We start from the raw sequence: 12132 nt of genomic DNA, 5'->3' as shown, positions 1-12132 counted from the left end.
TACGAGATATCGATACCACCCGCGCGAACCAGTCCGACACTATAGGTTTTCACGTCTGCCAGATGTTCTTCCAGTACCAGTCCGTGCTCACTGATTTCCCGTTCGTCCTGTTCGGATAGCTCGGCGTCGAATTGACGCGGGTTAAATACCAATATCTGGCCCCGGCCGCCGCTTGCACGCACGGGCTTGATGCGCACCGGCCCCAATGAAAGCAGTCGCAATCCCGCGAGCCGCGCATCTTTGACGGAAAACACGGTAATGCCCCGTAGCACAGCGGCCGAGGTCTCCTGTGAGAAGGTGTGGCTCCAGCCCTGGGGGGCGGGCGAATCGACATGAAGTACTGGGTGAGTAATGGCTTTCGTGGCGACGAAAGGGTGGGGTACGATGCCCCCATAAAGGTCGTCGTAACTGCGGATGCTCTCCAGGTAGCCCCCGCCGGCAGCGCCGCCTTGCGTGGCGTTGCGTACCAATGTGCGAGCCGGCACGTAGTAGACGCTGCCCGGCTCGGGGAGCGGCTGGGGCTGAAAATGCTCGACAAATTCCACCTTCAATAATTGTGCAAGCTTGCGAGCCAGGGCCTGTTGCGATGTCGTCTCGTGGGGTGGCGCCTCGAGCCTTGAGGGAAATGCCACTGCGATGCGAGCGCCTTTATTTACTGTGTCACTGCGAGGTTGTTCGGGGCTCATCAGCGCGATCTCCGCAGATGTCCGGGGAGCCTATACACGCAAGCGTCGTGCCCGCCACGGCGCTGGGCCGACGGCATGCATGGTGCGCATTATTACTGGTCGCGGGCTGTTTACAGCGCTATAGTGTGAAAGCCCGTGGCGGCACCCGACGTATTTTCAAGCTTAGTTGGTGGAAATTCAGGAGCATAGGAATGGAACTCGATGCCTTGATGTTGTCCCGCATACAGTTTGGGTTCACGATTTCATTCCATATTGTTTTTCCGGCCATCACCATCGGCCTGGCCAGCTACCTTGCTGTTCTCGAGGCCTGTTGGCTGCGCACCTCCAACGTCGTTTATCGCGACCTGTACTTTTTCTGGATAAAGATCTTTGCCCTTAATTTCGGCATGGGCGTGGTCTCGGGTGTGGTCATGGCCTACCAGTTCGGGACCAACTGGAGCGTGTTTTCCGACTTTGCGGGCAGCATCACCGGCCCCTTGCTGGCGTACGAGGTGCTAACCGCCTTCTTTCTGGAAGCGGGCTTCTTGGGCGTGATGCTCTTCGGCTGGAGGCGGGTGGGGCCGGGTTTGCACTTTTTCTCAACGGTCATGGTCGCTCTGGGTACGCTTATCTCGGCTACCTGGATACTTGCGTCCAATAGCTGGATGCATACCCCCCAAGGCTACGAAATCATCAATGGTCAGGTGGTGCCTGTTGATTGGCTGGCGGTTATCTTCAACCCCTCGTTTCCGTATCGTCTGGTACACATGACGCTGGCCGCCTACTTGGCCACGGCGCTTATGGTGGCCGCCTCGGCAGGCTGGCATCTGCTGCGCGGCAACGATAACCCGGCGGTTCGCACCATGCTTTCCATGGCCATGTGGATGCTGCTGGCGGTAGCGCCGCTTCAGGCGGTGGTGGGCGATTTTCATGGTCTCAATACCCTCAAGTATCAACCGGCCAAAATCGCAGCCATCGAAGGCCACTGGGAAAACACCCCCGGCGAAGGTGTACCCCTTACCCTTATCGGCTGGCCCGATATGCAAGAAGAGCGCACTCGTTTCGCAGTGAATATTCCCAATTTGGGCAGTTTGATCCTCACTCACAGCTTGAACGGCCAGTTTCCGGGCCTCAAAGAATTCGCTCCCGAAGATCGCCCCAATTCGACCGTGGTGTTCTGGACCTTCCGCCTCATGGTCGGCTTGGGTTTATTAATGATTGCACTGGCGTTATGGGGGGCGTGGGCTCGATGGAAGGGGCGGCTCTACCATAGCAGGGGGCTGCATCGGTTCGCGTTGGGTATGGGTGCCACCGGGCTGGTGGCCATGCTGGCGGGCTGGTATACAACCGAGATCGGGCGGCAACCGTGGATCATTCAAGGGTTGATGCGAACATCCGAGGCCGTGACACCTCATAATGCGTCAGAGGTCGGCTTTGCGCTGGCGCTGTTCGTCATCGTGTATTTCATTGTCTTTGGCGCTGGTATCGGATACATGCTCAGGTTGATACGTAACGGGCCTGAAAGTGAGGAGCCCCAGGAAGGCGGCCCCGGAGAGCCTCGCACCCCCGCTCGGCCGATGTCCGCCGCCGACGAAAACACCGGCTACAACATCGCAAGGGGATAAGCCATGGGCATCGATCTGGCATTGATCTGGGCAGTTATTATCCTTTTCGGCGTATTCATGTATGTGGTCATGGACGGTTTCGATCTGGGCATCGGCATCTTGTTCCCGTTCATTCCCGACACCCACGATCGCGACGCAATGATGAATACCGTCGCCCCCATATGGGACGGCAATGAAACCTGGCTGGTTCTGGGCGGTGCGGGGCTGCTGGCAGCCTTTCCACTCGCTTATTCGGTCATTCTGCACGCATTCATGCTGCCTCTGGTCTTCATGCTGCTGGGCCTTATTTTCCGCGGGGTGGCGTTTGAGTTCCGCTTCACGGCAAGTGCCAAAAGCCGGCACTGGTGGGACAAGGCCTTTATTTTCGGGTCGTTCAGTGCCACGTTTTTTCAAGGTGTGGTGTTGGGCGCGTACATGGACGGTCTTAAGGTGGTCGACCGTGTGTATGTGGGTGGCGCGTTCGACTGGGTCAATCCATTTTCCCTCTTTACAGGCTTGGGGCTGATCGCGGCGTACGCGCTCTTGGGCTGCACGTGGCTAATCTTCAAGACCGAGGGGTTGCTGTATGACCGCATGCGTTCACTAGCCCGAAACCTGACCTGGGTGTTGCTGGGCGTCATTGGCGTGCTCAGCCTCTGGACTCCATTGGCGCATGAATCCATTGCACAACGCTGGTTCAGCTTCCCCAATATTGTGTGGTTCCTTCCGGTACCAGTCCTGGTTGTGGTGTCGGCATACTTTTTGCTACGTGCACTCGAGCGCAAGCCGCATGTCAGCCCATTTTTACTAACGTTGGGCCTGATGTTTCTTGGGTATAGCGGGTTGACCATCAGCGTCTGGCCCAATATTGTTCCGCCCGACATCACCATCCGGCAAGCGGCAGGCCCCCCCGAAAGTCTGGGCTTTGCCCTGGTTGGTGCGCTGCTTATCATACCGGTCATACTCATGTATACCGCGTGGGCCTACTACGTCTTTCGGGGCAAGGTCAGGCCAGGCGAGGGGTATCACTAGTGGCGTCGTCCGAGACAAGGCAGCGGCGCGCGTGGATGGCCCGGTTGGGCTGGATGGCGGTGTTCTGGGCCATGGGCGTTGCGGCATTGGCGCTTGTGGCCTACTTGTTGCGGGTACTCATGAATTGGGCGGGTTTTAGCGCCTGATATCGTCCAAACCGCATGGTCGCCCGACGTGGGCAGCTTTTATTTTATTGTTAAAGCACATAGATTGAAGTTTCGGACCACATGATCAAAACCTCTCGATTCCTCGGACACTCGCCTGCTGCTTTTCAATTGGCGCGGTCCATTGTCAAGGCAGCCCCCACCGACGCGAGCGTCCTGATCATCGGCGAAAGCGGCACTGGCAAAGAGGTGGTTGCAAGAGCCATACACGGGCGCAGTGCACAAAAAAACCAGCCCTTTATCGCGGTCAACTGCGGGGCGATCAGCCCTTCGTTGGCTGAAAGCGAGCTCTTCGGCCACGAAAAAGGCAGTTTTACGGGTGCGGTCAGCAGCACCGAGGGTTGTTTTGGGCGCGCCCATATGGGCACCTTGTTCCTGGACGAAATCACCGAAATGCCGTTGTCGATACAAGTGCAATTGCTGCGGGTGCTCGAAAACGGTACGTATCACAGCGTAGGGGGCTCAGAACAAAAAAAGGTCAATGTGCGCATTATTGCGGCCACCAACCGCGACCCCAAAACGGCCGTGCAAGCGCATACCTTCCGATCCGATCTGCTGTATCGCTTGGCAGTGTTCCCCATACGGGTTCCTTCGCTGCGCGAACGCAAGGGCGATATTTCTTACCTGGCGCAGCGGTTTTTAAACGAACTGAACGACCAAGAGGGTACGAACAAGGTTTTTTCGCCCGGGGCGATGCTGCAGCTTGAAAGTTACCACTGGCCCGGAAACGTGCGCGAGCTTAAAAATACCATCATGCGGTCTTTTATTCTGGCCGACAACCAAGTCGAAATCGCGCCATTGACTAACACCGTCGCGGGCCAGACGCCTGAGGTCAAGCATGGCCTGCTGAAGATCTCTTTGGGTACGCCACTAAGTTCGGCACAGCGGGCGGTGATTATGGCTACGCTCGAGTATTACGGTGGTGACCGGCAGCGAACGGCGCTGGCTCTGGGTATCAGCCCCAAGACACTCTATAACCGGCTCGAAGAGTTTCGCAAGCAGGGTTACGAGTTTGGGGCGGTTTAGCTAGGCCGACAATGCCATGACCGCCACATTGATGCCGTAGCCGCCCACCACCAAAAATATAAACAATATGCTTGCCAATAATAGGGGGCGCACACCCGCTTCGCGTAGTGCGCTGACACGGGTGCGAACGCCCAGCGCAGCCATGGCCATGGCCAGCAGGGCGGCGTCCAGGTGGCCCACGGCCTGTACTACCGTTGAAGGAACCCATTGCAAAGAGTTAACCCCCGCGGCCACAATAAACCACACGGCGAACCACGGAATGACGATGCGGCTGCCACCTTGGCCCGAGCTGTGTTTCTTGCGCGACATGCCGACCGACAGCAATATCAGAAACGGCGCCAGCATCATGACTCGCAACATTTTCTCGATGACGGCAGTTGTGGCGGCGGTGTCACCGACTGCCGTGCCGGCTGCCACTACCTGAGCCACTTCGTGCACGGTCGAACCCACGTATACGCCGAAAGCCTGTTCGCTTAAACCCAGGTAGGGATAGGCCAACGGATAAGCAAACATGGCCACCGTACCAAATATCACCACCGTCGCGACAGCGATAGCAACCTTATGGGCCTGGCCTTTGACGACGGGTTCGGCTGCCATGACGGCAGCCGCGCCGCAAATGGCGCTGCCTGCCCCAATGAGCATGGCCGTCTGTTTGTCCATGCGCAAAACCCGCGTGCCCACTTGAACCGCCAGAACAAACGTGGATGCCACGATCAGTCCGGCTATAAGGACACCCTCCCAGCCAATGTGGGCAATATCCTGGAAGGTGATGCGAAATCCAAACAGAACGATTCCCGTCCGCAGCAGGAAATTCTTGGAAAAATCTACCCCCGGGCCCGTTTGAGCGGCGATCTTCGGGAAAAAGGTATTACCTGCGATCATGCCAAGCACAATGGCCAGCGTCAGTGGGCTCAAGCCGGCCTGCTGGAACAATGGGACATGTGCCAGGGCAACACCGGCGGTAGCCAGTATGGCTGTGAAAGCCAGGCCGGCGGCTAATTCTGGGCGAAAAAAAAGGACGGAACGAGAGGGCGAAACTGCGGCGTTTTGCGTCATGGATCGTATGTTGCAGGCGTTTCTTTGAATGGATGCGCAAGCTTATCGTTTCCAGTAATATGAGTCTAACGCCTATTTTTCCTAAAACCATGATTTAAATTCATGTCAAGCCAATGCGTCTTAACCTGCATCTGACCCGGGTGTTTTTTGCCGTGGCCTCCCGGGGCAGTTTTTCACGGGGTGCCGAACTAGTGCATGTGAGTCAGTCGGCGGCATCCAAGGCGGTACGAGAGCTCGAAGAGCAACTTGGTCTGGCCCTTATCGAACGTGGTGCGCCGCGCGGCAAGGGCGGCCGCGGCCTGCGCCTGACTGAAGCCGGTCGCGCGCTTTACGAGCACGCGCGCGGTATTTTTGCGCTGGAAAAGGCGGCGCTCGACGACTTGGGCGCCCGTACCGGTATCCAGAAAGGTTCCCTGGTGATAGGTGCCAGCACCACAGTGGCGGGTTACTGGTTGCCACCGTACCTGGCAGACTTTGCCGAGCAGTTTCCCGATATCGAGCTGAAAGTGGTGGTGGGCAACACTGCTGTCATCAGTCAAGGCCTGATCGATTGCGTGGTAGATGTCGCCGTGGTCGAAGGGGCTGTCAGCGACCCGGGCATCAGTGCGGTCAGATGGCGCGATGATGCCTTGTTTCTGGTTGCTTCACCGGGCAGTGAGCTGGCGGGGCGGCTCGAGGTGGACGCCCGAAGCCTGAGCCGTGCGCGCTGGCTGTTGCGCGAAACCGGCTCGGGAACCCGAGAGGTGACCGAGCGCCTGATGCAGGCCGAGGGTGTGCAGATAGAGCACAGCATCGAGGTGGGCAGCAATGAAGGTATTGCCAGAGCAGTGGCGCAGAACTTGGGTATTGCCATGCTGCCCGAGGTGGTGGTTCACGACTTGCTGGCGCTGGGGCGACTGGCTACCATGAACAGCACGCAGGCCGATCGATATCGGCGCCCCTTATTTTTATTGAAACGCGCGCAGCGTCCGTTGTCTCCGGCGGCGCATGCGTTTTGTGCCATGCTCCAAGAGCACGAGCCTGGCGCACTGGGTTAAACACGCTATGGGCGCCGGCTCGACACCAGGCGAGCGCGCAAATCGGCAATCTCGGCTTCCAGGTCGCCCACGCGGCGCAGCAGGTTCAGCGCAACGGCCAGCCCTTGCGTGTCCAGCTCGAAATCGTCTCGCAGGCGTCTTGCCTTGCGGGCCACGACAATGCATTGCATATGAAAAAAATAATTGCCGGGGTCGTCGTTGGAAGGCTCAATGACGCCGGTGTCGATCAGCGCGTGCAATTCTTGTGGGCTAAGGCCGGAAACTTCTACCACGTGTTCGAACGAGCAAATGTCCGAAGCGTTGAGCCAGACGCTTTCAGTGATTTGGGTTTTCATGTGGCGGCTCCTGGAAAGGAACGTGGGTTGAAACGCGACTCGGTGGCCCACTGCCGAAGCAGTTCGCGCTCACGCTCCGAAAGCTTGACGGGGACATCAATTTGCACAATGGCGTACAAGTCGCCCTGGCGGCCCGAGGAATCGGGCAGGCCGCGACCGGTTAAACGCAGCTTGCGTCCGGCTACTGTACCTTCGGGGATATTCATCTCGACCGTGCCGCCCAGGGTGGGCACCTGAACCTTTGCTCCCAAGGCGGCCTCCCAGGGAGCAAGCGGCAGGTCAAGATACAGATCGCGACCGCTGACCCGATACAGTTTATGCGGCTGTAACTGCATGGTTACGTACAGATCTCCGGCGCGTCCGCCGTTGAACCCGGCGCCTCCTTTTTGGGGCAGGCGCAAACGCTGTCCGTCTGAAGCGCCCTTGGGAACGCGGATGCGATAAGTCTTGGGGCTGCGGCGGGGCATGCCCTGGGCGTCGTATTCCGGCAGCGAGATGGTCAGTTCGGCTTCGGCACCGGCATAGACCTGTTCGAGCGTGACCGGCAACGTGGCCTCGAAGTCCTGGCCGTTATAAGGGCGGCGGGCCCGCTCTTGATGCTGGGCCCGTTGCGCGGCCGCGAATGCGGCTAACAGGTCGGACAGGTCGACGTCGGAAAAATCAGTTGATTGCTCGTGAAAATGCTGTTGCCATTGATTGGGCGGAACGAAATCCTGGCCTTGTGGATGGCTGCCCAGACTATCGTAGGCGGCTTTTTTTTCGGGGTCTTTCAGGGTGGCATAGGCCTCGGCCACCTGTTTGAACTTGTGCTCGGCGTCGGATTCGCTGGAGACGTCGGGGTGATACTGGTGAGCCAGCTTGCGATAGGCCTTTTTTATGTCGTCTTGTGTCGCGTCGCGCCCAAGACCAAGAACCTGATAGTAATCAATGTATTTCATGCGGACTCCGGGCGGAACAGACACGGGTGTTGAGCGTATGAAGTTCGGGAGGCAAGCCCTGCGAGGCCGTAGCTGCATTGCTTAAAAGCCTGTCACAAGATTACCAACAACAAGGGGGCTTGCAAAGCGGGGTGTCGTTAAGCTTGCGAATGGGCCGCCCTGCCATGGCAGGGCAGAGCAAACGCGGGGTTGCGGGTACAGCGCTTGCTTCTGATCTTCACGCAGACGCTCGTGCGGCGGGTCGCTTGAGAGCCCGGACCCTTCGGCCCATATGCGCACGAGCGTCTGTTTCCAGTTTTTGGCTGCATAGTCACTGGACCACCGGGTTCCGGCCCCGCAACTTTTCTACAAAAGGAGTCAATCCATGAATGAAGACACTCTGGAAGGCCAATGGAAGCAACTGGCCGGCAAAGCCAAAACGGCGTGGGGCGAACTGACGGACGATGAACTGACCAAGACCAAAGGTAATGCCCAGCAGCTGGCGGGCCTGGTTCAGGAGCGTTACGGCAGGACACGTGAAGAAGCCGAGCGCGAAGTCAAGGATTTTTTCGACCGTAACCGCTAAGCGCGACACGGCGCTGGACGCCTTTCATTTCAGCCGGCCTGCGGCATCGCGGCCGGCGCGTAGCGGCGCCACACATCGGCCGACGCAACCGCAACGCTACTTGCGGCATTGCGTGGGCCGACAATCATTTTTCAGGAGGTCAGCCGATGCCGAAATCGAAAAAAACCACTTCATCAGGAAAGCCGGTTGCTGCAGAGACTGGTTACAACGCAACAGACAGCGGCCCTGCCAATGACCCTTCAGCCCCCAGCTCCAGTCACGAAGGCGTGGCAAAGGCGGCAGCAGTAGGCAAGATGGCTTCGGCGATGGCTTACAACCCGAACAAGCCTGCAGAGCACGGTCGCGAAAATGCGCTCAACCCGCCTGCGGGGGCACGCTCGGAGCCCCCTTCACGCGAGGCCACAGGCAGCACGCTTGCTGAAAAGAATCACACCGAAAAATACGACGGCGCAGCGGCGCCCGGGGTCAACGCAGCCGGCGGGTCGCTGAGCCGCGTGCGTGCCGACGCGGAAGGTCAACCCCTGACAAGCAATCAGGGCGTGAAAATTGCCGATAATCAGAATTCGCTCAAGGCGGGGCTGCGCGGGCCGGCACTGCTGAAAGACTTTATCCTGCGTGAAAAAATCACGCACTTTGATCACGAGAGAATTCCCGAGCGCGTCGTACACGCCCGTGGTTCGGGTGCTCACGGCTACTTTGAATGCTACGAGCCATTGACCGAGCTGACCCGGGCCTCTCTTTTCGCAGAATCCGGCAAGATCACGCCTGTATTTGTCAGGTTTTCAACGGTAGCCGGCGAGCGCGGCTCGAAAGACACAGCCCGCGATGTGCGTGGCTTTGCAGTAAAGTTTTATACCGACGAGGGTAACTGGGATCTGGTGGGCAACAACATGCCGGTGTTCTTCATTCAGGATGCCATGAAGTTTCCGGATCTCGTCCATGCGGTCAAGCCCGAACCCCATCATGCCATGCCTCAGGCGGCCTCGGCCCACGACACGTATTGGGATTTCGTCTCGCTGATGCCCGAGTCGACCCATATGCTCATGTGGCAAATGTCCGACCGCGCGATTCCACGCAGCTTTCGCATGATGCAAGGCTTTGGTGTACACACCTTTCGTTTCGTCAATGCAAAGGGCGAGTCCACTTTTGTGAAGTTCCACTGGAACCCCAAGCTTGGCACGCATTCGCTGGTATGGGACGAGGCGGTCAAGATTTCAGGTGCCGACCCCGACTACAACCGCCGCGACCTGTACGAGGCGATTGAAACGGGGGCCTACCCCGAGTGGGAGCTCTGTGTCCAGACCTTTACCGAGGCTCAGGCCAATGCCTTCACCTTTGACGTGCTGGATGCCACAAAGCTCATTCCCGAAGAACTGGTGCCTCTTCAGCCTGTCGGCCGTATGGTTTTGAACCGCAACCCAGACAATTTCTTTGCTGAAACCGAACAAGTCGCGTTTTGCGCAGCACATGTGGTGCCAGGCATTGATTTCACCAACGATCCTTTGCTGGCCGGGCGTATTCATTCGTATGTCGATACGCAGATTACGCGGCTGGGCGGCCCTAATTTTCATGAGTTGCCGATCAATGCACCGCTCGCCGCCGTTCAGAACAATCAGCGTGACGGCATGCACAGGCAGGCGATTCATCGGGGTCGCGTTGCTTACGAGCCCAATTCACTGGCTGGGGGCTGCCCGTTTCAGGCTGGGCCGCAGGGCTATGTCTCCTTTCCGGAACCCGTCGAGCAAGACGAGCTGCGGGGAAAACCGGAAAAATTTGCAGAACACTACAACCAGGCGTCTCTTTTCTACAATAGCCAGACCAAGGCCGAGCAACGCCACATTGCAGCGGCTTTTAGATTCGAGCTGAGCAAGGTTACCGTTCCTGCAGTGCGCCAGCGAACCGTATCCATGCTGCGCAACGCCTCCGAAGAACTGGCGGCTGAGGTCGCCAAGGGCCTTGGGATGGAGCTGCCCGATGCCATGCCGAATGCGATGCAAAAACCGCCCAAGCCAGAAGTTGACATGTCGCCGGCGCTGTCGCTAACGGCGCGTCAGGGTGAGGCGGGCATACAGACGCGACAAGTGGCCGTGCTGCTGGCTGACGGTATTGACGGCGAGGCAGTGTGGACCGCAACCCACGCCTTGCAAAAGCAGGGTGCGATCGTACGCCTGGTGGCTCCCCATATTGGCGCCATCACGTCGGCCAAGGGGCCGGCGATAGACGCCGACGCCTCGCTCGAGAATCATCCGGGTGTGTTGTTCGACGGCGTCATTGTGCCGGGGGGACCGGAGGCCGCGCAACGCTTGGCCGCCGACCCCAAGGCTCGCGAGTTCATTGCCGACCAGTTCCTGCATTGCAAGACCATCTGGGCGTCCAGGGATGCCGAAGCCTTGTTGCGCCAGGCGGGCATCACCACACAAGATGAAGCGTTGCCAGGCATGTTCGTTACCCAGGCCGGAGAGGCGAAAGCGCTTGAGCGCTTTATTGCCGCGCTGGGGCACCACCGGCATTTTGAACGAGAGTGCCCTTCGGCGTGATGCTCGGGAGGGCACCTCTTCCGGCCTTGCTCCGCGAGGCCGGTTTTTTTTGGCCGGCGACATGCGGGTGCCACGGCACGGCTAGAGCAAAAATGAGGTTCTCGACAATAGCAAACCTTGATATTTGTCAAAAAGCGTTTTCTGCAAAGCACTATCATGCATATCAGTGGCTCGTGATGCAGCAAAGTGCATGAAGAGTCGGGGCGGGCTGAACCCCGCAAGATAGGGTGAAATTTCAGGCAAACGCCTGTCGGGAGAACATCATGAGTGAAAGCGAAGCCATCCGTGGCACGAACTTCGTAGAGGTCAACTACGACGACAAAATCCCCAATAACGTCAACCTTAGCAGTGACCGCCAATTGCAACGTGCACTGGAAGAGTGGCAACCCGATTACCTGGAGTGGTGGAAAGAGGCCGGGCCCGAAGGGTTTCAGGACGCCGAGGTTTATCTGCGTACTGCCGTAGGCGTGGACCCTAGCGGCTGGGCAGTGTTCGACCATGTAAAAATGCCCGATTACCGGTGGGGTATCTTGCTGGCTCCCCAGGAAGAGGGCCGCACCATACCGTTCGGACGCCACAAAGGCGAACCGGCCTGGCAAGAGGTGCCGGGCGAATACCGTTCGGTGCTGCGGCGTCTTATCGTGGTTCAGGGCGACACCGAGCCTGCTTCGGTCGAGCAACAACGCTATCTGGGCCAGACCGCGCCCTCTTTATATGACCTGCGCAACCTGTTCCAGGTAAACGTCGAAGAAGGCCGGCACCTGTGGGCGATGGTGTATTTGCTGGTCAAATACTTTGGCCGCGACGGTCGGGAGGAAGCCAAGGGCTTGCTTGAGCGTCGTTCGGCAGACAAGAACAACCCGCGCATTCTGGGTGCCTTCAACGAACGCACGCCCGACTGGCTGTCGTTCTTCATGTTTACCTACTTCACCGATCGAGACGGCAAGATGCAGTTGGCCGCTTTGGCGCAGTCGGGTTTTGACCCGCTCTCGCGCAGCTGCCGCTTCATGCTGACCGAAGAAGCGCACCATTTGTTCGTCGGCGAAACCGGCATAGGTCGCACTATCGAGGCGACTGTCAAGGCCATGAACGCCGCCGGCATCAAAGACCCGCACGACGTCAAAGCCATCCGTGCTCTCGGTGTCATCGACTTGCCTACTCTGCAACGCAAGG

The 12132-nt window shown here is 58.4% G+C and carries 12 protein-coding genes; 8 read left to right on the top strand and 4 right to left on the bottom strand.

What is annotated here, in order from left to right; genetic code table 11:
• On the bottom strand, window positions 1-686 hold a 686-nt coding region (locus VL003_RS06700; protein ID WP_325440840.1), incomplete at its 3' end, for a DUF3182 family protein.
• A 191-nt stretch (window positions 687-877) separates the two neighbouring features.
• Between VL003_RS06700 and VL003_RS06695 the strand changes: the two genes are divergently transcribed.
• The 4 genes from VL003_RS06695 (at window position 878) to VL003_RS06680 (ending at window position 4491) form a co-directional block, all read left to right on the top strand.
• Window positions 878-2290 carry a cytochrome ubiquinol oxidase subunit I gene (locus tag VL003_RS06695; RefSeq protein WP_325440838.1) on the top strand — a complete coding sequence of 471 codons (1413 nt, stop codon included), beginning with the start codon at window positions 878-880 and terminating at the stop codon, window positions 2288-2290.
• Between the two features lie 3 nt (window positions 2291-2293).
• Window positions 2294-3301 carry a cytochrome d ubiquinol oxidase subunit II gene (gene cydB, locus VL003_RS06690; RefSeq protein WP_325440836.1) on the top strand — a complete coding sequence of 336 codons (1008 nt, stop codon included), beginning with the start codon at window positions 2294-2296 and terminating at the stop codon, window positions 3299-3301.
• 35 nt (window positions 3302-3336) lie between these two features.
• On the top strand, window positions 3337-3447 hold the full coding sequence (locus VL003_RS06685; protein WP_325440842.1) for a DUF2474 family protein: 111 nt from the start codon (window positions 3337-3339) through the stop codon (window positions 3445-3447).
• 81 nt (window positions 3448-3528) lie between these two features.
• Window positions 3529-4491: a sigma-54 interaction domain-containing protein gene (locus tag VL003_RS06680; RefSeq protein ID WP_325440834.1), complete on the top strand. Its 963-nt coding sequence runs from the start codon at window positions 3529-3531 to the stop codon at window positions 4489-4491.
• Here VL003_RS06680 and VL003_RS06675 read toward each other — a convergent pair whose 3' ends face one another.
• A complete protein-coding gene (locus tag VL003_RS06675) occupies window positions 4492-5547 on the bottom strand; it encodes a YeiH family protein (RefSeq protein WP_325440832.1) in 1056 nt (351 codons plus the stop codon).
• A 113-nt stretch (window positions 5548-5660) separates the two neighbouring features.
• Here VL003_RS06675 and VL003_RS06670 point away from each other — a divergent pair, with 113 nt between their 5' ends.
• On the top strand, window positions 5661-6584 hold the full coding sequence (locus VL003_RS06670; RefSeq protein ID WP_325440830.1) for a LysR family transcriptional regulator: 924 nt from the start codon (window positions 5661-5663) through the stop codon (window positions 6582-6584).
• A gap of 5 nt (window positions 6585-6589) precedes the next feature.
• Here the strand turns inward: VL003_RS06670 and VL003_RS06665 are convergent, their stop codons facing one another.
• Together VL003_RS06665 and VL003_RS06660 are read right to left on the bottom strand one after the other, a co-directional pair.
• Window positions 6590-6919 carry a chaperone modulator CbpM gene (locus VL003_RS06665; protein WP_325440828.1) on the bottom strand — a complete coding sequence of 110 codons (330 nt, stop codon included), beginning with the start codon at window positions 6917-6919 and terminating at the stop codon, window positions 6590-6592.
• A complete protein-coding gene (locus tag VL003_RS06660; protein ID WP_325440826.1) occupies window positions 6916-7857 on the bottom strand; it encodes a DnaJ C-terminal domain-containing protein in 942 nt (313 codons plus the stop codon). Before VL003_RS06660 ends, VL003_RS06665 begins: the two co-directional genes overlap by 4 nt.
• 364 nt (window positions 7858-8221) lie before the next feature.
• Between VL003_RS06660 and VL003_RS06655 the strand changes: the two genes are divergently transcribed.
• From VL003_RS06655 to boxB, 3 genes are all read left to right on the top strand, one after another.
• Window positions 8222-8422: a CsbD family protein gene (locus tag VL003_RS06655; protein WP_325440824.1), complete on the top strand. Its 201-nt coding sequence runs from the start codon at window positions 8222-8224 to the stop codon at window positions 8420-8422.
• 146 nt (window positions 8423-8568) lie between these two features.
• The gene (locus tag VL003_RS06650; protein ID WP_325440822.1) at window positions 8569-10959 is read left to right on the top strand and encodes a catalase; all 2391 of its coding nucleotides are present in this window, start codon (window positions 8569-8571) and stop codon (window positions 10957-10959) included.
• Window positions 10960-11222: 263 nt separating this feature from the next.
• On the top strand, window positions 11223-12132 hold a 910-nt coding region (boxB, locus tag VL003_RS06645; protein WP_325440820.1), incomplete at its 3' end, for a benzoyl-CoA 2,3-epoxidase subunit BoxB.

Source organism: Pusillimonas sp., from assembly GCF_035515275.1.
Lineage (GTDB): Bacteria > Pseudomonadota > Gammaproteobacteria > Burkholderiales > Burkholderiaceae_B > Pusillimonas.
This window is presented reverse-complemented; position numbering and strand designations above follow the sequence as displayed.